Origin of the sequence: Neobacillus sp. (genome assembly GCF_031988165.1) — a bacterium.
Classification (GTDB): domain Bacteria; phylum Bacillota; class Bacilli; order Bacillales; family Cytobacillaceae; genus Neobacillus; species Neobacillus rhizosphaerae.
In genome coordinates this window covers 22,872-46,104 of the sequence record NZ_DALZYO010000015.1, presented here as the reverse complement: position 1 = coordinate 46,104, position 23,233 = coordinate 22,872, and the positions used below count along the sequence as shown (strand labels likewise).

General features: G+C 38.9%; 20 protein-coding genes, 2 pseudogenes and 1 riboswitch. Of the genes and pseudogenes, 7 read left to right on the top strand and 15 right to left on the bottom strand.

What is annotated here, in order from left to right; genetic code table 11:
• On the bottom strand, positions 1–99 hold a 99-nt coding region (locus tag RTR43_RS10835), incomplete at its 3' end, for an aminopeptidase P family N-terminal domain-containing protein (protein WP_312471930.1).
• A 79-nt stretch (positions 100–178) separates the two neighbouring features.
• Positions 179–676 carry a YqhR family membrane protein gene (locus RTR43_RS10830; RefSeq protein WP_312471928.1) on the bottom strand — a complete coding sequence of 166 codons (498 nt, stop codon included), beginning with the start codon at positions 674–676 and terminating at the stop codon, positions 179–181.
• Positions 677–948: 272 nt separating this feature from the next.
• On the opposite strand from RTR43_RS10830, the gene RTR43_RS10825 reads away from it, so the two are divergent.
• Complete coding sequence (locus tag RTR43_RS10825) at positions 949–1,893, top strand: DUF1385 domain-containing protein (protein WP_312471772.1); 945 nt, start codon at positions 949–951, stop codon at positions 1,891–1,893.
• A gap of 57 nt (positions 1,894–1,950) precedes the next feature.
• Positions 1,951–2,343: an SA1362 family protein gene (locus tag RTR43_RS10820; RefSeq protein WP_312471770.1), complete on the top strand. Its 393-nt coding sequence runs from the start codon at positions 1,951–1,953 to the stop codon at positions 2,341–2,343.
• Positions 2,344–2,378: 35 nt separating this feature from the next.
• On the opposite strand, the gene RTR43_RS10815 is transcribed toward RTR43_RS10820, so the two are convergent.
• From RTR43_RS10815 to RTR43_RS10770, 10 genes and pseudogenes are all read right to left on the bottom strand, one after another.
• Positions 2,379–3,263: a patatin-like phospholipase family protein gene (locus RTR43_RS10815; RefSeq protein WP_312471768.1), complete on the bottom strand. Its 885-nt coding sequence runs from the start codon at positions 3,261–3,263 to the stop codon at positions 2,379–2,381.
• A 141-nt stretch (positions 3,264–3,404) separates the two neighbouring features.
• A complete protein-coding gene (locus tag RTR43_RS10810; RefSeq protein WP_312471766.1) occupies positions 3,405–5,819 on the bottom strand; it encodes a heavy metal translocating P-type ATPase in 2,415 nt (804 codons plus the stop codon).
• 81 nt (positions 5,820–5,900) lie between these two features.
• Positions 5,901–6,107: a copper chaperone CopZ gene (gene copZ / locus RTR43_RS10805; RefSeq protein ID WP_248735540.1), complete on the bottom strand. Its 207-nt coding sequence runs from the start codon at positions 6,105–6,107 to the stop codon at positions 5,901–5,903.
• A 294-nt stretch (positions 6,108–6,401) separates the two neighbouring features.
• Positions 6,402–6,602: a hypothetical protein gene (locus RTR43_RS10800; RefSeq protein ID WP_312471765.1), complete on the bottom strand. Its 201-nt coding sequence runs from the start codon at positions 6,600–6,602 to the stop codon at positions 6,402–6,404.
• 159 nt (positions 6,603–6,761) lie between these two features.
• The gene (locus RTR43_RS10795) at positions 6,762–7,496 is read right to left on the bottom strand and encodes an urease accessory protein UreH domain-containing protein (protein ID WP_312471764.1); all 735 of its coding nucleotides are present in this window, start codon (positions 7,494–7,496) and stop codon (positions 6,762–6,764) included.
• Positions 7,497–7,674: 178 nt separating this feature from the next.
• Positions 7,675–8,124: a C40 family peptidase gene (locus RTR43_RS10790; protein WP_312471762.1), complete on the bottom strand. Its 450-nt coding sequence runs from the start codon at positions 8,122–8,124 to the stop codon at positions 7,675–7,677.
• A 199-nt stretch (positions 8,125–8,323) separates the two neighbouring features.
• Positions 8,324–10,063: pseudogene (locus RTR43_RS10785) on the bottom strand (vitamin B12-dependent ribonucleotide reductase); the annotation flags it as partial.
• A 285-nt stretch (positions 10,064–10,348) separates the two neighbouring features.
• Positions 10,349–11,134, bottom strand: coding sequence for an HNH endonuclease (locus RTR43_RS10780; protein ID WP_312471761.1), 786 nt, complete (start codon positions 11,132–11,134; stop codon positions 10,349–10,351).
• Between the two features lie 77 nt (positions 11,135–11,211).
• Positions 11,212–12,030, bottom strand: a pseudogene (locus tag RTR43_RS10775) (ribonucleotide reductase N-terminal alpha domain-containing protein); the annotation flags it as partial.
• Between the two features lie 331 nt (positions 12,031–12,361).
• On the bottom strand, positions 12,362–13,198 hold the full coding sequence (locus tag RTR43_RS10770) for a lipoate--protein ligase family protein (protein WP_312471760.1): 837 nt from the start codon (positions 13,196–13,198) through the stop codon (positions 12,362–12,364).
• Between the two features lie 195 nt (positions 13,199–13,393).
• Here RTR43_RS10770 and RTR43_RS10765 point away from each other — a divergent pair, with 195 nt between their 5' ends.
• On the top strand, positions 13,394–13,777 hold the full coding sequence (locus RTR43_RS10765; protein ID WP_312471759.1) for a rhodanese-like domain-containing protein: 384 nt from the start codon (positions 13,394–13,396) through the stop codon (positions 13,775–13,777).
• A gap of 267 nt (positions 13,778–14,044) precedes the next feature.
• Here the strand turns inward: RTR43_RS10765 and gcvPB are convergent, their stop codons facing one another.
• Genes gcvPB through gcvT form a run of 3 tightly spaced genes read right to left on the bottom strand, consistent with a single transcriptional unit; the run spans position 14,045 to position 17,966 of the window.
• Positions 14,045–15,505 carry an aminomethyl-transferring glycine dehydrogenase subunit GcvPB gene (gcvPB, locus tag RTR43_RS10760; RefSeq protein ID WP_312471758.1) on the bottom strand — a complete coding sequence of 487 codons (1,461 nt, stop codon included), beginning with the start codon at positions 15,503–15,505 and terminating at the stop codon, positions 14,045–14,047.
• Entirely contained in the window at positions 15,498–16,844 is a 1,347-nt protein-coding gene (gene gcvPA / locus RTR43_RS10755) for an aminomethyl-transferring glycine dehydrogenase subunit GcvPA (RefSeq protein WP_312471757.1), read from the bottom strand. The genes gcvPB and gcvPA overlap by 8 nt, the downstream gene beginning before the upstream one ends.
• Positions 16,845–16,862: 18 nt before the next feature.
• A complete protein-coding gene (gene gcvT, locus RTR43_RS10750) occupies positions 16,863–17,966 on the bottom strand; it encodes a glycine cleavage system aminomethyltransferase GcvT (protein WP_312471756.1) in 1,104 nt (367 codons plus the stop codon).
• 270 nt (positions 17,967–18,236) lie between these two features.
• Positions 18,237–18,325, bottom strand: a riboswitch (glycine riboswitch).
• Positions 18,326–18,478: 153 nt separating this feature from the next.
• Between gcvT and RTR43_RS10745 the strand changes: the two genes are divergently transcribed.
• From RTR43_RS10745 to comGB, 4 genes are all read left to right on the top strand, one after another.
• Positions 18,479–20,149, top strand: a complete 1,671-nt coding sequence (locus RTR43_RS10745) for a DEAD/DEAH box helicase (RefSeq protein ID WP_312471926.1) — start codon at positions 18,479–18,481, stop codon at positions 20,147–20,149.
• Between the two features lie 39 nt (positions 20,150–20,188).
• The gene (locus RTR43_RS10740) at positions 20,189–20,980 is read left to right on the top strand and encodes a YqhG family protein (RefSeq protein WP_312471755.1); all 792 of its coding nucleotides are present in this window, start codon (positions 20,189–20,191) and stop codon (positions 20,978–20,980) included.
• Positions 20,981–21,087: 107 nt separating this feature from the next.
• A complete protein-coding gene (gene comGA / locus RTR43_RS10735; protein WP_312471754.1) occupies positions 21,088–22,206 on the top strand; it encodes a competence type IV pilus ATPase ComGA in 1,119 nt (372 codons plus the stop codon).
• Positions 22,148–23,224, top strand: coding sequence for a competence type IV pilus assembly protein ComGB (comGB, locus tag RTR43_RS10730; protein WP_312471752.1), 1,077 nt, complete (start codon positions 22,148–22,150; stop codon positions 23,222–23,224). The genes comGA and comGB overlap by 59 nt, the downstream gene beginning before the upstream one ends.
• Positions 23,225–23,233: the final 9 nt, after the last annotated feature.

Sequence of the window (23,233 nt, the reverse complement as noted above, 5' to 3'; positions counted from 1 at the left end):
AAAGTTAGAGATGTAGCGGCGGTTAAAAGGGCTCGTTATCAGAATCCCATCAATTCCTTGTTCCGAAAAATCCGATCTCAATTTATCTATTTTTTCCATTAGTCTCCACTCTCCATTTCTAATTCACTTAAGGATAAAAATATTTTATCACAACCTGACAATTCCGACTAATCCGAACTTAGGTTGAAGCCTCTTTCACTTGTACATTATTAATTTGATACTCATAATTAATGGAATAACCAATGAAAATTCCATATACGATATATAAACAAATCGAAGTAATAATTGTATCCCTGTTTAAATCAGCCAACGGTTTTATTCCGGGAAACAGAGGATTGAGAATAAAAAACACCAATAAGAATAGGATGACTCCAAATCCTAGTCCAAACCAAAAACCTTTGAATTTTCTTAAAACTGCATAATAAACAAACGCAACGATGATAGATAACACACCAATTAATATAATTGATAGAACTATTCCCTGCCACCCTTTTTTCCAATCACCCAGCATCCATGGTTCTAGTATGACATCAGGGCGAATTTCTGTAAAATTAAAATAGTAGGCCAAATAGCCAATAATTCCCCAAAAAACCCCTCCAAATAAACCTGTCCAAAAAACCATAACAGAAAAAGACATGGGCTTCGGATAATTTGTTGGTTTCTGTTCGTATGACATATAAACAACCTCCGTATTCTCTATTTGTACTCTTATCATATCCCTGGCTTTTTCATGCTTTTCATCTAAAAAGGAAATCACTATAGCAAATTCCATCCTATTATGCCCTTAGAAGTTCAATCCTTACATATAAAAAAAAATTATTATTTAAATGGAATTATTATGTCATTCCTAGAGGTTTTTTCATTTTTCTAGTAGAATACTTGTAAGTACAAACAGATTTTATCATTTTCTGCTATTGTGCAACTTTTGATTAGGCTGGTGTAAAAAATATGTCCAATTCTCAAAAACCCGTTTATGGTGGCCAAGCGGTCGTTGAAGGAGTTATGTTTGGTGGCAAACATCATTATGTGACTGCGGTTCGTAGAAAAGATCGCTCTGTTGAATACTTTCATCTGCCCCGTAAGACTAATCCTTATTTTACTATCTTGAAAAAAATTCCGTTTATTCGCGGAATTATTGCGATTATTGAAGCAAGTGCAAATGGGTCCAAACATTTAAATTTTTCTACAGAAAGATTTGATGTTGATCCAAAAGATGATGAAACGATAAAAGAAAAAGAAGTCTCCAAGTTGACCATGTACTTAGGAGTAGCTGTGATTGGGGTAATTTCCTTCTTATTTGGAAAATTTGCGTTCACGTTAATTCCAGTTTTCTTAGCAGTGCTAACAAAACCAATTTTCCCATCGGATTTTGCTCAGGTTTTAGTGGAAGGCTTCTTTAAACTTCTACTTCTCCTAAGTTATATCTACTTTGTCTCACTTACCCCGCTTATAAAAAAAGTGTTTCAATATCACGGTGCTGAGCATAAAGTAATAAATACCTATGAAGCTGGAGTTGAATTGACCGTTGAAAATGTTCAAGCCCATTCCCGCCTGCATTATCGCTGTGGAAGCAGTTTCATCCTTTTTACAGTCATCGTTGGTGTTTTTGTCTATTTGCTAGTACCAACAACTCCCCTTTGGTTAAGGGTCGTAGATCGTCTTCTATTAATACCGGTTGTGCTAGGAATTGCTTTTGAAGTCCTGCAAATTACGAATAAGCTCAGAGATATTCCCGTGCTAAAGTATTTAGGGCTTCCGGGACTTTGGCTACAGCTATTAACGACGAAAGAGCCTAATAACGACCAAGTAGAAGTGGCAATTCTTTCCTTTAATGAGTTGTTAAAAAGGGAAAAACAAACGGAGTACGAAATGGATAATGAAGAAATTGTTTAAATCTTTGTTTGTAAGTGTTTAAAAGATAATAAAAATGCTTAAGATGCTCTTAGGGAGGTGGCTTTCTTGAAAAATCGGACATCCGTTTTTGTTGTCTGGGGACTTATTATTCTTGCCCTTATTGGCCTTTTTAGTCAATTTACAGTTAATCCTGCCGGTTTCATTCAGAAATTAGCTGGCATTGTAATAATCGGATTCGCCATTTATTTCCTTGTTCGGAAGTTTTTACATTCCAGCCCTCAAAGAAAAGAGCAGCGGGCATTTCTTAAAGCAGCAAAAAAGTCAAAAAAACGATTGCAGCAAAAGAGTGGAGATACTACTGTTAAAAGCTCCTCTCTTGGGACGTTAACAACATTAAAGAAAAGCAGCAAGACAAAAAAGAAATCTCCCTCTCATTTAAAAGTAATTGACGGCAAAAAGGGCAAAAAGAAAAATCGAGCGTCCTTTTAGACTCTCGATTTTTTTATGTTTTTTTCCCTTTTTCATTAATAACTCCAGTTCTGCAAAAACTTTTTTGCTTGAGCTCTGCCTACCTCAAAAAGTTTTTTCTTCTTTTCTTCTGTTAAATGAAATTCGGTTGTTAGCACACCTTCCGCAGGGATAAAGATGATGTTCTTTACATGCCTTTTGGATATATACCTTGAGTCATGGGCATCCTTCATCGTCTCAAACAAGGCAGCAAATAATTGAATAGCATTTTTTATTTTATGTTTTTCATGTTCATACTCACTTGAGCTTAATTTGATGCCAAGTACGGGTCTCTCCTTTTGAACATTTTCCGTATCAAAAAGCCACATCGGGAAATTACTTAGAACCCCGCCGTCCACTATGATGTTCCATCCATCCATTGATCGGATTTTAACTGGTTCAAAAAAATAAGGTATACTGCAACTCATCCTGATTGCCTTTGCAATCGGAAAGGAACCAGGTGAGATTCCATATTTTCGTAAATCATCAGGTAGAACGACCATTTGTCCATTAGAAAGGTCTGAAGCAATCACTCGTAGTGTTTGGGGAGGCAAATCTGAGAAGGTTCTTAAGCCCTTTGCTTCGAGCTTCTCCTTAATCCATTTTTCAAGTTCATTTCCTTTATATAGTCCCAGCTTCCAATAGACAAACAGCCATTTAGCAATCGGAAAAGGAATGACTGTTTTACGGGCATCTAGCAATTTAGAAAGATCAAGCTCATCGACCAATTGAAAAATTTCTTTACTCGTGTAACCAGCTGCAATAAACGCGGCAACGATAGACCCTGCACTTGTTCCAGCGACCCTTACAAACTGTAACCCCCTGCTTTCAATTTCTTCGTAGGCTCCGATTAGAGCAATCCCCTTTACTCCTCCTCCAGAAAAAACGCCGTCTATTTTCATGGCAGACTCTCCTTAAGATGAACTCATTGTTACATCTTTAAGCAACTTATTGCGAAAATAGTACGGCGGACAGGAATAAAATTTTTTAATTAGATTGATAGCTTAGGAGAAGGAAATTTCCAATCCTCGTTGTTAACCAAATTACAATTTTACTTTTTGTAGTCGCAATGCATTAAGGACAACAGAGACAGAACTGAACGCCATTGCAGCACCGGCAAGCCATGGGGCAAGTAATCCGAGGGCTGCGACTGGAATACCAAGCGAATTATACGCTAGAGCCCAGAAAAGATTCTGCTTAATATTTGTAATCGTTCTTTTACTCATGAAAATAGCATCGGCAATACTATTCAAGTCCCCACGAATAAGCGTTATATCGGCTGCTTCCATTGCAACATCGGTTCCAGTACCAATTGCCATTCCAATATCTGCCACAGCAAGCGCTGGGGCATCGTTAATTCCATCACCGACCATAGCAACTTTTTTTCCTTCAGCTTGCAGTTTTCTGATTTCATCAGCCTTTCCTTCAGGAAGAACCTCCGCTATTACTTGTTCAATCCCTGCTTGTACTGCAATGGCCTTTGCCGTTTGCTGATTATCCCCTGTGATCATTATGACATCTAATCCCATTTTTTTCAGACGTCTTATCGCCATTTTTGACGTTCCTTTAATGGTATCGGCAACTGCTACCGTACCCGCGTACTGACCATTTATTGCAGCAAGCATAGCTGTTTTTCCTACCGTTTCTAATTCAAACATTTTTTTCAGGGCAGTCGCTACACCCACGTTATACATGTTCATTAATTTTTTGGTACCGACTAAAACTTCATTTCCATCAATAACTGCTTTTATTCCGTAGCCAGGTATGGCTTCAAATTCTGAAACATCCTTCATTGGAATCCCTTTTTCTTTAATGCCTTTAACAATTGCCTCTGCAAGCGGGTGTTCCGATTGCTTTTCGGCAGAACCTACTAATGCTAAAAATTCTTCCTCTAACCATGATTTGGCTGGGAAAATATCTGTTAAAACAGGAGTTCCGTTTGTAACCGTACCTGTTTTATCGAGGACAATTGTGGTGATTCGGTGGGTCATCTCCAAATGCTCTCCACCTTTAAACAAGATTCCATATTCGGCAGCACGACCGGAACCGGCCATAATGGAAGTTGGAGTCGCTAAACCTAAGGCACACGGACAGGCAATGACAAGGACAGCAATCATTTTTTCTAGTGCCTCTGCGAAATTTCCAGGAGCTGCCCAAACATACCAAATGATAAAAACAATAACAGCAAGAGCTACCACGATTGGGACAAATACACCAGAAATTTTATCAGCAAGACGTTGAATAGGGGCCTTGGAGCCTTGTGCTTCTTCTACTACTTTAATGATCTGTGCTAAAGCAGTATCCCTGCCGACTTTTGTTGCTTGGACTTTTAGGAAACCATTTTTATTAAGGGTTGCACCGATCACGTCATCCGCAATTTTTTTATCTACTGGGACACTTTCACCGGTTAACATGGATTCATCAATAGCTGATTGACCTTCAACAATTATTCCGTCAACTGGAATCTTTTCACCAGGTTTAATATGAAGGATATCGCCAACGACTACTTCCTCAAGTGGAATTTCCTGTTCTATACATCCACGTTCCACCGTTGCAGTCTTAGCTTGTAGACCCATCAATTTTTTGATTGCTTCTGAAGAACGCCCTTTTGCTTTCGCTTCAAAAAGCTTTCCTAAAATAATCAAGGTAATAAGAACAGCACTTGTCTCATAGTAGAGATCAACTTTGGGAGCACTTTCACTTAGGGTCATCATGGATAAATATAGGCTGTAAAAATAGGCTGCTGAGGTACCTAAAGCAACGAGTACATCCATATTGGCACTCTTATTTTTAAGTGCTTTATAGGCACCAATATAAAATTGGCCGCCAATTATAACCTGAACGGGAGTAGCCAAAAGTAACTGGAACCAAGGATTCATAAATATTTCAGGAACCCAAATAAAAGAGGTAAACGAAAAATGGCCAACCATCGCCCATAGCAGGGGAAAGGACAGAATCGCCGAAAAAATAAACTTTTTCGTTTGTTTGGCAATTTCTTTTTGCCGATGGTCGCTCGTATCTTTCGAATCTTCTTTAATTCGTGCACCATAACCAAGGCCTTCTACTTTTTTAATAACTTCAGAAGTCGTGAGCATGGAGCCGTTAAACTCGACTGTTGCTTTTTCAAGTGCCAAATTCACATTTGCCTTGACTACGCCATTTAACTTATTTAGTCCTTTTTCAATTCTTGCTGAACAGGCAGCACAAGTCATTCCGGTAATATCAAACTCTGCCTTTTCTGTGACAACATCATATCCTAAATCCTTGATTTTTTGTTCGATCTCCTCCGCATTTATTTTTTCTGGATCATACTTGATTGCGGATTTTTCCAATGCAAGATTTACCGTAGCTGACTCGACACCTGTAAGTTTATTAAGACCTTTTTCAATTCTTGTCGCACATGCTGCGCAAGTCATCCCAGAAATTTGCAAATTTGTCTCTTTTAAGCTTTGACTCATAAAAGCCAACTCCTTATACCCCATATAGGTATATATTATTGTAAAAAGAACGTGCTAGCAATTAGCACGTCTTTTACCTATTTATTTCACGTCGAAACCTTGGTCATCTATCGTTTCTTTTATTTTTTCCAATGAAACCTGTTGAGGATTAAATTCGACATCAACAGTAGCAGCTTTTAGATTTACTTTAACAGTATGAATACCGGTTAGTCCACCTACACTTCCTTCTACTGCATTCACACAATGATTGCAAGACATTCCTTGTACGTTTAGCGTTACCTTTTCCATAAATAAACACCCTTTCAACATAAAATTTGATTCTATTGTAATTGTGGTATGCTTTTTCATATTCATTTTACTATACCCCCCTACCCTATGTAAAGAGATCATTTTTATTTTTTACAATTATTTTTTCCGTTTTCCATTTTTGTTCACAAGTTAAACTTAAATAGGTACAACGTTTGCATCCGATTCCAATTCCAAAGGCAAAGAAAGCACTGATAAGTCAGTGCTTTCTTTACTATATTTCAGTAGTTTTATTTTGTGATAAGGAATATCCTATTCCTTTTTTGTTGGCATTTGTCAGCCGCCTTCTACACAAGTAACAGTGGAACTACCAACAATGGTATTTATTTCTTTAAGCAGCGTTCCAAGGATATCAGCTTCAACAAATGTTTCTAGTATTTCTTCCGTTAGTGGCACTTTATACTTATTAAATACATCTACTGTGTTTTCCCAAACTTCAACTATAGCTTTTGGCGACATATTAGATTGAATGACCATATTAACCCCCTCCATTTATTTGATTGGTGCAATCCACATCATTAAAATGCCAACTAGGCAATTTTAAGGTCTTAAATACTATGATCTCTTATCCCTTCATGAAGAGATAGGCATGTATGGAGTATGAGTTGTACATTAGGGACTTTGCTTTTTATTCAATCATAGAGACCAATATGTTAATGTGTCAAATATTCCTAAGAGTAGCATAAAAATGCCGGCTAACCGTTGAACAAAGGTACCAAATTTTCTTCCCTTTTTCATTAACACACCACTCCCACCAAGATACCAAATAATGAAAATGATAATTAAAAGTGGTAAGGCCGTTCCAAGAGCAAATATGGATGGGAGTATAAATCCATAGGGGCTTGACAACACGGCCGGCATTAATGTGACAAAAAATAGGATAAACATTGTCGGACAAAAAGCTAGAGAAAAACTAAGTCCAAGCATAAAGGAACCAAATCGATTTTCCTGCTTGTAATCCTTGGACCACTTAAATAAATTGACAGTCCCTTTCAATTTTATTAAGCCTAACATATACAATCCCACAAGGATTAAGATGGGACCCATAATCTTCCGCATCCAGGGAAAATATAGCGTTAGATTCTGTTCAATCCCTTTGCCCAACAACCATACTAATCCACCTAATAAAGAGAATGCAACTACTTTCCCCAATGTGAAACAGAAAACATCCTTCCACACAATTTTCGTTTGAATGGAACTGTTTCCATACAACGTAACTGCGCTGATATTGCCAGTAAGCTGACATGGTGCAAGTGCTCCCACAAGTCCTAATAGTAACGCAAAAATAATAGGCCAGGATTCTAAATTATTGGCCAAATTAAAAAACGGTTTACTTAGGATAGAACTTATTTCACTTAGTAAGCTATACATATAATCACCCAAAACTTTTTATTAATAGAATGACGATAGCATAATAAAATGCAGAAAGTGTGGAGAAATGGGATTGTTCCAATAATAGTCGTTAATTTCCAAAGTACCAGGTCCCATTTTTTTGGGGTACAAAAAAAGAGCATCAGGAGGTACTGATACTCTAACGGTCTATTACTATTTAAATACGTTTTGCGCCAATATATTTTGGCTTCCAATAGCTGTTAGAAGTGTAGGTAACGATAACACCTTTTGACGATGATGCCATAATCATCTTACCGGCTCCAATATACATGGCAACATGTGTTGGTTTACTTGCTTTATTTGGTGCAAAGAACATTAAGTCTCCAGCCTGTAATGAACCTACACGATACCCTTTTGTGTAGAACATGTCGGATGCCGTACGTGGCAATACCTTCCCAGCTTTACCGAATGAATATTTAACAAGACCTGAGCAGTCGAAGCCACTCGGTGTTATTCCGCCCCATCGATATGGAACACCGAGATTTGCTTTTGCAACTGAGATTGCTTTTGTATGATAGTAGGCCGCTTCTGCTTTTTCACCCGTAGTGGCAAACACTGAGCTAAGTCCAATTGTGATTGCAAGTGCAAAGATGAATTTTTTTAGCATAATGTTATTCCCCCTTGAAGTGATTTGCTTTGATACTCATACTATACAAGGAAAGAATAACAAGGACGTCACAGTAAGATTACAGTTCGATTAAAAAACTATTTCGATATAGTTCACAGAAGTTGTGACCCCTTCTACTTGTCTTTTTTAATATAGAAAAGAGGATGGAAAAATGAATCTCCATCCCCGTTTATTTCATCTATAAACCACATCTTAATTGGGCACCACAATTTGTACATGTATTACAACCGCCAATTTCTTTTACTTTTCCTTTGCGGCAGACAGGACATGTATTCCCAATCTCAGAGCCAATTGTTACATCGGTTGAACGTAGGTCGCTGATCGTGTCAACTAGTACAACATGTTGCTTTGGTTTTTCCTCAAATATTGATAATTGTTCGTTTGTGTTTTCCTCAGCTTTAAGTGTTAAAACCTGAGTGTCACGAGATCCATCTACATAAACAGTACCGCCTTTAGCATTGCCTCGGTATAGGCGCTCGTAAACTTTTTCTACCTGTTCGACACTATATCCTTTTGGTGCATTGACGGTTTTACTGATTGAACTGTCAATCCAACGCTGAATCACACATTGAACGTCTGCATGTGCTTCTGGTGCCAGTTCCATTGCTGCAACAAACCAGTTAGGTAGATTGTCTGGATCCGCTTCAGGGTGCTGGTCTAAATATTCTTGAACAATATCTGCTTTTACCTCGATAAATTTACCAAGACGTCCACTACGGAAATAAGAGAATGAGAAATAAGGCTCTAGTCCAGTGGAAACCCCAACCATGGTCCCAGTGGATCCCGTTGGAGCAACAGTTAGCAAATGTGAATTTCTTATTCCATTTTCTAAAATCGCTTGTCGGACATCATCAGGCATTTTTTTCATAAAGCCTGTGTCAATGAAAGCTTGTCGCAATCGATTGGTGTCTTCCTGTGATTCTCCAGTTAAGAATGGAAAGCTACCCTTTTCTTTAGCTAATTCGACAGATGTTCTATATGCTGTGGTAGCAATTGTTTCAAATACTTGATCAATTAATTTGTTTCCTTCTGGTGAGCCGTACTCTGTTTCACAGTAGATAAGTAAATCGTGAAGACCCATAACTCCGAGCCCCACGCGCCGCTCACCTAGTGCTTGCTTTTTGTTTTCTTCAAGGAAGTATGGTGTAGCGTTGATTACGTTATCTTGCATCCTTACTCCTATAGTGACAGTTTGTTTGAGTTTTTCAAAATCAACCGTTTTTGTTTCCTTATCAGCCATTTCCGCGAGATTAACCGCCGCAAGGTTGCACACAGAAAAAGGTGCAAGAGGTTGTTCACCACAAGGGTTTGTAGCCACTACTTGTTGCCCATAAGCTTTGGCATTTGTCATGTCATTGGCGTTATCGATGAAGAATATTCCTGGCTCAGCTGAGTAGGTAGCGCAAATATTGATTAAGTTCCAAAGCTCTTTAGCCTTGAATTTCTTATAAACACGCACTTTGTGACCACGTTTTTCCCATTCACGGACATCACCGACCTGCTGCCATTCTTCATTGTAAATTTTCATTTCCTCTTCATTGTAATGTTCAACATATGGAAACCGAAGTTCATATTCACTATCATTTTCGACAGCTTCCATAAATTCCTTTGTTAAACATACGGAAATGTTTGCGCCAGTGAGGAATTCTGGATTTTGAACAGTGTAGCTACCGCCGGTTAATAATTTTTCTTCAGCATCAGCAATGATAAATTCATCAAATCCACCTAAGCCGGGAATATTTTTGTAATTCACAATTCCCTGGTACATAGCTGTTTCCTGTAAGGATAGCGGTGTGAATTTTAGTTTATCCTTCGCATGTTTTTTAATCGTTTCATCATTTGTATTTTCAATCAAGAATCGTAAAATTCTAGGATTTTGCATCTTAGAAATAATAAATTCAATAATGTCTGGATGCCACGTGTATACCGTCCTTTTCAGGATATTTACTCTGCTTATTCGTTAGCAGACGGACTAGACTATATCATCACCCTCAGCAATACTCTGTTAGGGGCCGGGCGCTTGTGAGAGTTTATTGTTGGGACTCACTCTCTAGTCGTTGGACCTTCGCCATAACCAATGCCCTATGACGCTTGGCTGCAGATTTTCCAATACTTACAATTTTTATAGCATTCACGCTCACCGTTTCCAGTCACGTTGTAGCTTGCAAGTCTCTAAGGATTTCCCTGCAATTCACCCGATTTTCTAGTCGCTCATTTTCTGAACGACGCGGACTAGTGCATCAATAAAAATGGTTTCTTTCCCAAAGGTTTTCTCATGGCACTTTTTACAAAGAGTTATTCCATTTGATACATCAAACTGTTTTTCAGGATATAGTTTTTTAGGGTATATATGATGGGCTGCTATTTGCTTAGAATTAGAAGAACAACCAGGCATTTTACATTTGTAGTTGTCACGAATATAGACTTTTTTCCGCCATTCTTTATATTCTGCGGAGTCTGTAATATCTTCAGTTTCAACCCGATTCTTTTTAAGATATTCAATATAACAATTGTAACTACAAAAGCTTTTCTGGCTTTTACTATAAGCAGAGAAAACTTTTTCTATTTCCTCTCCACAATTATTACATTTAAAAAATATCCTATTTTTTATTCTGGTATTTTTTATTTTTTGAATGGACTTTTGGGAATGCTTCTTCCCTCTTCTAGGTGCACCTTTATCGATATCGTTATGACCTCTTATTTCCCATCCAAAATATAGAATCCTATCTAAGATTGTTGTATAGCTTACATTTAGTGCATTTGCTATTACCGTATACCCTTTTTTCTGTACTATATATTGGTCAAATAACCAATCTTTATTATCATATAGGTTGTCTCCTAAGCATAACTCCTTTTTCCTAATTCCTAATCTTCTTAGACGTCCCTTAATAGTTGATTTTGTATACCCCGTATCCTTAGAAATCTCCTGAATAGTTTGATTCTCAATTATATACCTTTGATAAAGTAACTCTTTAGTAAGATTTAACATGATTGACCTCCTCTGAGGAAGAACATACATTCTAATTAAATCATACCAAAGATTACATTTATTGTCACTTTTTTTCAATCCGCTAGCATTATCATTTGCGCTCCGCGTCTGGAGCCACCTTGCTCAACCAAATGCGTCAATTTCGCGATATCATCCAGCCATGAAACCGAACCAGATGATTTTCCGTTTACGCCTCTTGCTAAGGTATTTCGTGGTCTTAATGTCGAACCATTGGTTCCAACACCGCCACCGCGGCTCATAATCTCCATAACCTGCTTCCGATGATCAGAGATTCCTTCACGTGAGTCTGGAACAAAAGGCATAACGTAACAATTAAAAAATGTAACATCGGTATTTGCCCCTGCCCCATAAAGAACACGGCCAGCAGGAATAAAATTCAGGGTTACAAGCTCTTGATAAAACTTTTCAAACCACTCGATTCGCTTCTCTTCCGTTTTTTCCACCGATGCTAGACCAGTTGCATTCCGCTTCGCAATTTGCTCGTAGAAAAGCTCTAACGGTTTTTCAATGACATCAAGTGACCGCCAAATATAGCCTGTTCTTGCTTCTTCTGGGTCATCGAGCACAGCTCTAAATTCCTCTTCAACCAAAACCTTAGCGTTTTTCTTCTCCCAGTCAATTTCCATAATGGTACCGAGGCCGCGTGCTGGAAATTTTGGATCCTCTTTAATTGTTAGAACAACAAAGTCGCCATTTGTCAGGGTAATTTTTGCCGTGTCTTTAAAGGTGTAGCGGTCCAACATAACCAAACGCGAAACACCCTTGTGAGTTATTTTCATATCTGGGGTTACTGGGTGTACCTGGGGGAATAAGTGGATATCCTCATTCAACCTTTCAAAATCAATATTCATTTTTTGTCTAAAAACTACAGACATTAGAACAACTCCTTCAAAAAATAAAATCTCAAGCTTGTGTAAGATCCTAGTAAGTTTTGCTGCAACAAGCTGTCTTAATAAACATAATTTATCATAGATGAACAGGAAAAATCAATATATAGTGTTTGGATTTTTTTCGACACCACTACATATTGTGGTCGACGCAAAAAACATAAGTTTTGTCAAACCTAAAAAAATCTATATTTTAGAGAGAATGATAGCTTTTATACGTTTTTGGCTAAAATATACGATATTTTAACAAATTTCGCAGGTTGCCTCTTTTTTTAAAAAGATGTAAAAGCAAAAAAGCGGCAATCACCGCTTTTCCAATTTATCTTTTAAAATTCCACTCATCACTTTCATATCGCTCTTTTGCTAACTTTTGAACGTATTCCAATTCTTCATCTGCTAATTGATAGTGTTCAAGCTCAATATTCAGCCCTTCAGCAAAACCTTTATTAAAAGCCTCTTTTGCTTCCTCGAGTGTGATCCGCTTCGTACTAATGGCATTAATGGCGACCGCCTTGTCCTTAAAGGCCTTCTGCATCCGCTCCTTGACCCGCTCATTTGAATATTTGAATAAACTAAACAGCTTGTCTTCATCTAAATCCAATAGAATCGACCCATGCTGGAGAATGACACCTTTTTGTCGCGTCTGAGCACTTCCTGCCACCTTCCGGCCTTCAACCACAAGTTCATACCAGCTCGGAGCATCAAAGCAAACAGCGGAGCGAGGATTTTTCAACGCATCACGTTCTTCTGCAGTTTTTGGTACCGCAAAATACGCCTCAAGTCCTAAATGGTGAAACCCTTTTAGAATCCCTTCAGAAATTACTCTGTAAGCCTCTGTAACGGACTTTGGCATTTCTGGATGCTCTTCCGAAACTATCACACTATAGGTAAGTTCGTGTTCATGGAGGACGCCACGTCCGCCTGTTGGTCTTCTAACAAAGCCAAGTCCGTGAGCCTTAACGGCATCCATATCAATTTCCTTTTCAACCTTTTGGAAATAGCCAATAGATAATGTAGCTGGATTCCATCCATAAAAGCGAATCACTGGAGGAAACTTTCCCTCACTATGCCAATCAAGTAACGCTTCATCTAACGCCATATTAAAAGATGGTGAACTGTTTCCTGTGTCAATAAAACGCCAAACTTCTTTTTTCATGCAAAAACCTCATTCTGATGTAGTTTAATACGATTTTTAGTCTACCAAAATCTAATAGGAATTCAAAACGTGACGTTTCTGGTATAATTTTATTATGCCAAATATAAAAGATTTTTTGCATTCATCTTTATCTTTATGGAAATGGCTTATATAATAAAAACTAGTGCAAGAAAGCTTGAAAGGAGCAAAAAGAAGTTGAGTTCACTTTATGTCTTATTAATTATTATCGCAGCAGTTATCATCTACTCCGTTTTCACCTATTTCTATCAAAAAAGGATTGTTAAAACGGTTTCAGAAGAAGAGTTCCGTGCGGGATACAGAAAGGCACAGCTAATAGATGTTCGAGAAGCGAATGAGTTCGATGGCGGCCATATTTTAGGAGCACGTAATATCCCCATGTCACAAATGAAAATGCGCATGAAGGAAATTCGCAACGATATGCCTGTTTATTTGTATTGCCAAAGCGGGATGCGGAGCGCACGTGCGGCACAATTTTTACACAAAAAAGGCTATAAAGACCTTACCCAGTTGCAAGGCGGTTTCAAGAAATGGTCAGGTAAAGTAAAAGCAAAGAAATAATAGATAAATTTAAGGTTCCGGGTGCGTTTCGGAGCCTTTTATTGTTGCGAAAAATTCTTTTGGCTCATTTTTCACCATTAATGGCTCAGATTTATCGATTTTCGGCTTCAAGTTTTCGAATGGTTTGGCTCAAAATTTATCATTATTGGCTCATTTTTTCGCAATATTGGCTTTTTAAACATTTTTTACCAATTATCCCAAAAAACCAAACCACTTCCACAATAGAAAAAGTCAGATTCACACTTCGAATCTGACCTTTTCCATTAATTAAGCCTTTTGATATTTCAAAATTGGTTTCCTTGCTGCAGTTGTTTCATCCAAGCGACCGACAACCGTCGTATGTGGCGCCTCTTGAACGACCTCAGGATTTTCTTCTGCTTCTTTGGCAATTTGAATCATAATATCGACGAAAGAATCAAGCGTCTCTTTGGATTCTGTTTCTGTCGGCTCAATCATGATACATTCTTCCACATTTAGTGGGAAGTAAATGGTTGGCGGATGATAGCCGAAGTCAAGCAGACGTTTCGCGATATCCAATGTGCGGACACCTAATTTTTTCTGGCGTTTTCCACTGAGAACAAATTCGTGCTTACAATGTTTATCAAATGGTAAATCGAAATGTTCAGCCAATCTTCTCATCATATAGTTTGCATTTAATACCGCATACTCCGTTACTGCCTTTAGACCATCAGGGCCCATGGAACGGATGTACGTGTAAGCACGGACGTTAATACCAAAGTTTCCATAAAACGGCTTCACGCGACCGATTGATTGTGGACGATCATAATCTAGCACAAACTCATCGCCACGCTTCGAAATAATCGGTTTCGGCAGAAAAGGAATAAGGTCAGCCTTAACCCCAACAGGACCTGAACCAGGGCCACCGCCGCCATGAGGGCCAGTAAAGGTTTTATGAAGATTTAAGTGGACCACGTCAAAGCCCATATCACCTGGTCGGGCTTTTGAGAGAACAGCATTTAAGTTCGCTCCATCATAATATATTTTACCGCCTGCATCGTGGACTATTTCGGCAATTTCAAGAATATGTTCTTCAAATAATCCAAGCGTATTTGGGTTGGTTAACATTAGCGCCGCTGTATCCTCACCCACAACTCTTCTTAAATCCTCAAGGTCAACAAGACCTTGGTCTGTTGATTTTACCGTAATTGTATCAAAACCTGCGATGGTAGCAGAGGCAGGGTTTGTTCCGTGGGCAGAATCAGGAACGATGACCTTCGTGCGGTTCAAATCACCGTTTGCTTCATGGAAGGCACGGATTAGCATCAATCCTGTCCATTCCCCGTGTGCGCCTGCCGCTGGCTGTAATGTCACTTCGTCCATTCCAGTAATCTCAATTAAATGCTGCTGTAGATCGTATAAAAGCTCAAGAGCGCCTTGGACAGAGCTTTCGTCCTGTAGCGGATGCACATGGGCAAAGCCATTAAAGCGAGCGACATTTTCATTTATTTTCGGATTGTATTTCATCGTACAAGAGCCTAATGGATAAAATCCTGAGTCTAGGCCATGGTTTCTTTTTGATAGGGCGGTATAGTGGCGCATGATATCAAGTTCAGAAACCTCTGGAAGATTGGCTTCTTCCTCTCGTAAATACCCCTCTGGAAGAAGGCTAAGCAAATCTAATTCTTGTACATCCATTTCAGGGAGACTGTATCCAATTCGGCCAGGTGTACTAGATTCAAAAATGAGTGCTTGGTCTTGATTATGCATGCATATCCCCCAATTCTTTCACTAAAGTATCGATTTCTTCCTTCGTCCTTTGTTCTGTTACCGCAATCAGCATATGATTTGACAGCTCTGTATAGTCCCGTCCTAAATCATAGCCCCCGATGATACCTTTTTGTAACAGCTTTTGATTGACTTCTTTCACCGGTTTGTTAAATTTGACAACAAATTCATTGAAGGAATGGCCATCATAAACGACTTCAAAACCGGCTTCTTTAAAAGCAATTTTTGCATAATGAGCCTTTTGTAAATTGGCGGCAGCCATTTCGCGGACACCTTTTTTACCAAGAGCTGTCATGGCAACGGAAGCTGCTAGGGCATTTAGGGCTTGATTAGAACAAATGTTCGATGTCGCTTTTTCACGGCGAATATGCTGCTCACGTGCTTGGAGAGTCAAAACAAAACCACGACGTCCTTGATCATCAACAGTCTGGCCGACAAGACGCCCTGGCACCTTCCGCATTAATTTGTTGGTTACTGCAAAATATCCACAGTGAGGACCACCAAATGCAGTCGCAATGCCGAACGGTTGTGCATCCCCAATGACAATATCTGCACCAAATTTTCCTGGAGGTGTTAATAACCCAAGGGATAAAGGATTGCTGCTAACAACAAACATCCCTTTATTGGCATGGATGATTTCCTCAACCTCTCTTAACGGCTCAATTCTCCCGAAGAAGTTTGGATATTGAACAATAACTGCTGCAACATCCTCATTTACTAATCCTTTTAAAACTTCTACATCCGTAATTCCATCTTTTACAGGTACTTCTACTACCTCTAGATATTGTCCTTTTGCATATGTTTTAAGGACATCACGATACTCAGGATGAACCGCACTTGAAACAAGGATGGTTTTCCGTTTTGTGTGACCTGCACTTAGCATTGCCGCCTCTGCAAGAGCCGTTCCGCCATCATACATCGAGGAGTTAGCAACATCCATTCCCGTTAATTCGCAAATCATCGTTTGGAATTCAAAAATCGCTTGGAGCTCACCCTGGGAAATCTCCGGCTGGTACGGCGTGTAGGCTGTATAAAATTCAGAACGTGATATCACATGATCAACGATTACTGGCATGTAATGGTCATAAACACCAGCACCTAGAAAAGATACATTTCTTTTAAGATCGGCATTGCGGTCCGCTAGCATAAAAAGTTCTTTCATTAACGCCGTTTCGGACTTCGCCGCTTTAATGTTGTAATCACCCTTAAATCTTACTTTCTCAGGGATATCGCTAAACAGTTCATCAATTGAAGAAACACCAATGGTTTCAAGCATAGCCTTCTTATCTTGTTCAGTCATAGGTAAATAGCGATGTTTCATAAACCTAACTCCCTTCTGTTATTTCTTTTCTCTTTTATAAAAAGGTGTTGGAACTACTGCAGCTCGTAAGCGTTTACCACGAATTTCAACTTCCAGCACTGACTCAAGACCAGCGAATTCTGTCTTAACCAGCGCAAGACCGATATTCTTCTTTAAGGTTGGTGACTGTGTTCCGGTGGTAACTTCACCAATAAGTTCTTCACCTTTATAAACTGGGTATCCATGACGAGGGATGCCTCGGTCAATCATTTCAATTCCAACTAATTTCCTTGGCAGCCCGTTTTCTTTTTGCTGTACTAGAGCTTCTTTCCCTATAAAATCAGCTTCCTTATTTAATTTCACTGCAAAACCAATACCTGCTTCAAGTGGTGAAATCTCCGCTGACAATTCCTGACCGTAAAGGGCTAAATTAGCTTCAAAACGAAGGGTGTCGCGTGCCCCTAAGCCAACTGGCACAATGCCTTCTTCTGCTCCTACTTTTAAAATTGCCTTCCAAAGTTCCACAGCCTCATTGGTTGCACAATAAACTTCAAAGCCATCTTCACCTGTATATCCCGTTCTAGAAACGAGTGTCTTTTTACCATTTATATTTACTTCTTGTTGAAATTTGAAAAAGCCGATTCCACTTAAATCCGTATCTGTAAGCTTTTGTAGAACTTTTTCAGCAAGAGGTCCCTGAATTGCCAGCTGAGCTGTTTTCTCAGATAGGTTTTCGATACGGACGTCACCCGCTAAATGTTCTTCTAGCCATTTATAATCCTTTTCAATATTAGATGCGTTTACAACCAGCAGGTAATGATGATCCTCGATTTTATAAACAAGAAGGTCATCGACTGTCCCGCCGTTTCCATAGCACATCGCTGTGTACTGGGCACCGCCATTTTTTATTTTGGAAATGTCATTGGTCATCATTTTTTGCAAGTAGATTAAGCTGTCAGTACCCTTTACTTCTACTTCTCCCATATGGGAAACATCAAACAATCCAGCCTTTGTACGGACAGCTTCATGTTCTTCCTTGATACTTGAGAATTGGACAGGCAGCTCCCAGCCTCCGAAATCAATCGTTTTTCCACCGTATTCCTTATACACTTCAAAAAGCGGAGTACGTTTTAATTCAGTCACCCTAAATCCCCCTTTAATCATTCACATCTTCATTATTTTTAAAAAAAGACTCTTTAAAAGAGATTGAACCCATTCATTGATTAGGGAAATTGTTATCCTAATGTTCTTTTTAGAAAAACATTTAGATACTTGATAACAAGGCAAACAAGCATAAAAAAGGACAGAAACCTTCCTTGTAACATAAGAAGGTCTCTGTCCTTGCACCTGAAAGTTTACCTAAACGGCTTTCCCCTTTGGTGGCTCAAAGTTTCTGAGCACTCTCCAGAGCTGCGTCAAACAAGAGTTCTTTTGCCTGAGAGATTCACATCATCTGCTTGCTCCTTCGGCGCTACCAAGGTAGTCTCTCCCCTTGTTGTCATTCGCATTCATAAAATTATCCAATTTGGCCATACTAATTATACTTCTAAAATAAATTACCTTATTAAAATATTTAAAACTTTCAAAGCTAATATCATCCTACCATTAAAACAATATATTGAGCAATAGCTTTTATGAGAAAAGGAGCTGAAATGATGTCGGTTTTAATCGAATTTGATTCCTCGTGGCAGGATGATTTTTTACATAAAATTGAGAATGATGGTCCATGGGGAAATTGGGAGCTTTTTAAACTAGCAATCGGCGTCGAAAAACACCTTGTCGTCCCTGAATTTGAGGGCTTACAGGCGCCGAATCATTTATCTAATTTAACTCCTCTTCCCCACCAACTTGAAACGGCGAAACAAGTAATTGAAAATATGAACGGCAAGGCTATTCTTGCCGACGAAGTTGGACTAGGTAAAACAATCGAGGCAGGCTTAATTCTTAAAGAATACATGATTCGCGGACTAGTGAAAAAGGTATTAATCCTCGTCCCTGCTTCCTTGGTCACACAATGGGCCATCGAGCTGAATAGCAAATTTTTTATCCCAGCTGTTACACAAAGAAAAAGTTATGTATGGGAGCAGTGTGATGTTGTTGTTTCCTCTATCGACACGGCCAAACGTAATCCTCACAGGGACATTATTTACAAACAAGATTATGATCTTATTATTATCGATGAAGCCCATAAGCTGAAAAACAATAAAACGAAAAACTACGAATTTGTCCAAAACCTGAAAAAGAAATTTTGTTTACTGCTTACTGCAACACCGATTCAAAATCGAATCGAGGAAATTTTCAACCTTGTCTCCCTGTTAAAGCCAGGACATTTAGGCAGTGAGACGGCCTTTTATGAAAAATACCAACGGGATGCCCGTTCCTTAAATGATGATGAGCATTTAAAGGAATTAGTGAACAAGGTCATGATTCGAAACCGCCGGGCTGATACGGGAATTGAATGGACTAAAAGACATGTAGAAACAATCCCCATCGAATTTACAGCACAAGAGAAAAATCTCTACGAGTCGATTACTCAGTTAAAAAGTGAGGGTGACTGGGTCCAGACGAGTGCTTTCTCTGTGATGACGTTGCAGCGTGAGGCGTGCAGCAGCCGAGAGGCAGTTTATTATACCCTAAAAAACATGTTGCAAAAGAAAGAAAATCCAACAAAAGCCTTCGATGAACAAATCCAATTTTTGCTTAAAAAAGTAGAAGCCGTCGGGTCAAATTCTAAAGCAGAAAAAGCGCTTGAATTAATTCAAAATGTAAATGACAAAGTTATTATTTTTACAGAATATCGAGCAACACAAATGTATCTGCAATGGTTTTTAAAGCAGCACGGCATCTCTTCTGTCCCTTTCCGCGGCGGGTTTAAGCGCGGAAAGAAAGATTGGATGCGAGAATTATTCCAAAAGCATGCCCAGGTTCTAATTGCGACTGAAGCAGGCGGCGAGGGAATTAACCTGCAGTTTTGTAACCATATTATTAACTTTGACTTGCCATGGAATCCGATGCGACTTGAACAGCGAATCGGACGTATTCATCGTCTCGGCCAGGAAAAGGATGTGATGATCTATAATTTTGCGATAAAAAATACGATCGAAGAACATATCTTAAAGCTATTATACGAAAAAATACATTTATTTGAAAAAGTGATTGGCGAGCTTGATGATATTTTAACTAAGTTAGATTTTGGCAATATCGAGGATCATTTACTTGATATATTTGGACAATCCGCATCAGAAGGTGAAATGCGAATTAAAATGGAAAATTTATCGTCAATGATTGAATTTGCAGAAGGTATTAGAAAAGCTCCAGCGCCTTGATCAGGCGCTGGAGCTAGAAAATGAAGAAAGGAGATTCACATGCAGCAACAGGAAATTCATAACTTTCTTTTGAGCTATTTTCAGGCCAATGAATGCCCCATCCTTGAAAACCATTCTGAATATTTAACAGTTCAGTTAACGATTGAACTTGATAAAGAGTTGATGAACCGCCCTTTTTACTGGCATTATTTAGAGAAAACCGGCGGGAATCCCAACCCGATGAGACTTACCTTCATTACCAATAAAGAGGCAGCTCCCGAGAAACTACAGGGTGAAATTATTCATTTTGGCTCACCAAGGCTGCATCAAATTTTTGCTTCGACAAAAAACTTATCTCGTTACATTCGTCTGTATGAAAATCATCAGCAGCACTGCAAACAAACTCCGTTGCTCCCTTGGCTGTGTATGAATGTTAAAATTTCGTATCAATGTGACCGTAAGCGTGATATTTTTAAATCCATCGGCTTACAGCTGATTAATGGTCAAATGGTTGAGAATTTTCATGACCGCCTCCAGCAAATAACGCTGACGCCTAAAATACCGGATTATTCCTTTACATTATCCCCACTAGTAAAGCCCAAAAGCGGGATGTCAAGAATTGAAAACTATCTTAAATCGGTAATTGAAGAGGAAGACCATTTATGGGCTGAAGATGCCAGAAAGCGCTGGGATAAGGATTTACAACTTTTAGATCGTTTTTATGAAGAAGTTGAAGAAGAAAATGAGAGCTACGAGACAGAAAAGAAGGCACTCCAGGAACAATATGAGCCCAAAATTATCATTTCATTTATTAACGGCGGACTCTTTTATTTAACCGAAAAGGCCATTTAAACAATAAGGGTGTCAGGCACCATGGGAAATTTTCACATGGTGCCTGACACCCTTATCCATATCTTTGTAAAAAAAATTTTAAAAATAAAGAAGGAAAAGATAGAACCGTGTCGAATAGTAAGCAAAGACAAAATAAAAAGGTGGTGTTTGCCATTGTTAGTGCAATTGAAATATTAGCAAACAGGATTGTCACAGATGCGGCACGAAATCAGGCAACAGATATTCACATTATTCCAAGGAAAAACGACACACTTATTCAGATCCGTTTAACCAACAAGCTTATTCCTCGATTATCCCTTCCAAAAGATGAATGCGACAGATTAATCTCACATTTTAAATTCACAGCCAATATGGATATCGGAGAAAGACGACGCCCCCAAAGCGGAGCCATTTTTTGCGAGGTAAACGGTCAATTAATGGGCCTTAGACTTTCGACACTCCCATCTAACAACAGAGAAAGCCTTGTCATCCGGCTTTTACCCCAACAAGAACAGATTCCTTTTCATCAGCTCTCATTATTCCCTGCAATGACGCGAAAACTACTTGCCCTACTCAAACATGCTCATGGTTTAATAATCTTCACCGGGCCGACTGGCAGCGGTAAAACGACCACCCTCTACTCCCTATTAAATGAAACGGCCCACTTATTTCATCGCAATGTCATCACACTCGAAGATCCAATCGAAAAAAACTATGACTCTGTTCTGCAAGTTCAAGTCAACGAAAAAGCGGGCGTTACCTATGCTGCAGGCCTTAAGGCGATTCTTCGTCATGACCCCGACATCATAATGGTCGGTGAAATCCGGGATGCAGAAACAGCGAAAATTGCTGTTCGAGCCGCTTTAACGGGCCATTTAGTTCTCTCTACAATGCATACTCGGGATGCTAAGGGTGCGGTTTACAGACTCCGTGAATTTGGCGTGAATTGGCTAGAAGTTGAGCAGACATTGATTGCCGTTACCGCACAAAGACTAGTAGAACTTACATGTCCATTTTGCGGAAGAGAGTGCTCCCCATGTTGTTATTCCTACGGCAGATGGAAACGGGCAAGTGTGTTTGAGTTATTATCAGGCCGGAGTTTAAACAGCGCCATGAAAGCAGCAAAGGGCGAAAAAATTGAAACACATTACCGAACGATTAAAGAAGTGATTAACAAGGGAATCGCACTTGGATACATTCAAGAATCGGAATATGAACGGCTGGTGTATGATGATGAAACGTCATAAATGGTCTGTAAATGAACAAGCCCGGTTCTTGAAAAGAACTGGTGAATTACTCGCAAGGGGATATCCAATTGCGGAAGCAATTGAATCCATAGCATTACAATTACCTTTGAAACGAAAGGAGGAATTAAATCGTTGTTTAGTAGAGTTAAAAAATGGCTCACCCTTTCATGATGTCTTAAGTAATCTTAGTTTTCAAAAAGATCTAATTGGGTATGTTTATTTTGCCGAACAGCATGGCAGTTTTTCGGACGCCTTACTTGAGGGCAGTGAACTCGCCTTATTAAAGGATAAGGATTTAAGAAAGCTTTTAAAATTACTGCAATATCCCATGCTGCTCCTAATGATAACTGGCTTTCTTTTTGTTTTCGTGGAAAACACATTACTGCCAAAGTTTACAAGCCTTTTTTCATCTCTCGGTCTTGAAGAGAATTTTTTCACAAAGGTCATTAATAAGTTTGATCAATATTTCCCAATTGTGATCGAGTCTGTCCTGATTATCCTATTAATAGGGGTATTCTATTATTTTTTTGTATTTCGTAAGCTCTCCGTCCTTCAACAAAGGTCACAACTCGTTCGCATTCCAATTGCAGGCAGGATCCTCAAATTACTGTTTACCCACTACTTTTCCATTCAACTCAGCTTCCTTTTATCCGGTGGAATATCGGTCTCTGAAGCCTTAAGTCTCTTTGAAAAAAACCAACGACAACTTTTTTACAGCAAGCTTGCAAAGGAAATTAAATATAAGCTTGTAACCGGAGAAAAATTGGAGACCATCCTTGCCGCTTTTTCATTTTTTGAAAGAGAATTCCCGATGATTGTCAAACATGGACAAGAAAATGGAAAATTAGAACAGGAGTTATTATTTTTCAGCAAGCACTGTGTTACGAATATGGAGGAAATGATTGAAAAAAACTTCAAAACCATCCAGCCTATTTTATATTTGTTTATTGGATTTCTTGTAGTGTCAATGTATTTAGCAATACTACTACCAATGTTCCATCTATTGGATGGAATTTAAAAAATGGAG

Coding starts and splice junctions, on each gene's coding strand:
- RTR43_RS10770 (WP_312471760.1), bottom strand. CDS start 13,198: ATGAAAAAAGAAGTTTGGCGTTTTATTGACACAGGAAACAGTTCACCA.
- gcvPA (WP_312471757.1), bottom strand. CDS start 16,844: ATGAAACATCGCTATTTACCTATGACTGAACAAGATAAGAAGGCTATG.
- RTR43_RS10800 (WP_312471765.1), bottom strand. CDS start 6,602: ATGGTCATTCAATCTAATATGTCGCCAAAAGCTATAGTTGAAGTTTGG.
- RTR43_RS10830 (WP_312471928.1), bottom strand. CDS start 676: ATGTCATACGAACAGAAACCAACAAATTATCCGAAGCCCATGTCTTTT.
- RTR43_RS10815 (WP_312471768.1), bottom strand. CDS start 3,263: ATGAAAATAGACGGCGTTTTTTCTGGAGGAGGAGTAAAGGGGATTGCT.
- RTR43_RS10825 (WP_312471772.1), top strand. CDS start 949: ATGTCCAATTCTCAAAAACCCGTTTATGGTGGCCAAGCGGTCGTTGAA.
- copZ (WP_248735540.1), bottom strand. CDS start 6,107: ATGGAAAAGGTAACGCTAAACGTACAAGGAATGTCTTGCAATCATTGT.
- gcvPB (WP_312471758.1), bottom strand. CDS start 15,505: ATGCATAATCAAGACCAAGCACTCATTTTTGAATCTAGTACACCTGGC.
- RTR43_RS10810 (WP_312471766.1), bottom strand. CDS start 5,819: ATGAGTCAAAGCTTAAAAGAGACAAATTTGCAAATTTCTGGGATGACT.
- RTR43_RS10740 (WP_312471755.1), top strand. CDS start 20,189: ATGCAGCAACAGGAAATTCATAACTTTCTTTTGAGCTATTTTCAGGCC.
- RTR43_RS10780 (WP_312471761.1), bottom strand. CDS start 11,134: ATGTTAAATCTTACTAAAGAGTTACTTTATCAAAGGTATATAATTGAG.
- RTR43_RS10745 (WP_312471926.1), top strand. CDS start 18,479: ATGTCGGTTTTAATCGAATTTGATTCCTCGTGGCAGGATGATTTTTTA.
- RTR43_RS10795 (WP_312471764.1), bottom strand. CDS start 7,496: ATGTATAGCTTACTAAGTGAAATAAGTTCTATCCTAAGTAAACCGTTT.
- RTR43_RS10790 (WP_312471762.1), bottom strand. CDS start 8,124: ATGCTAAAAAAATTCATCTTTGCACTTGCAATCACAATTGGACTTAGC.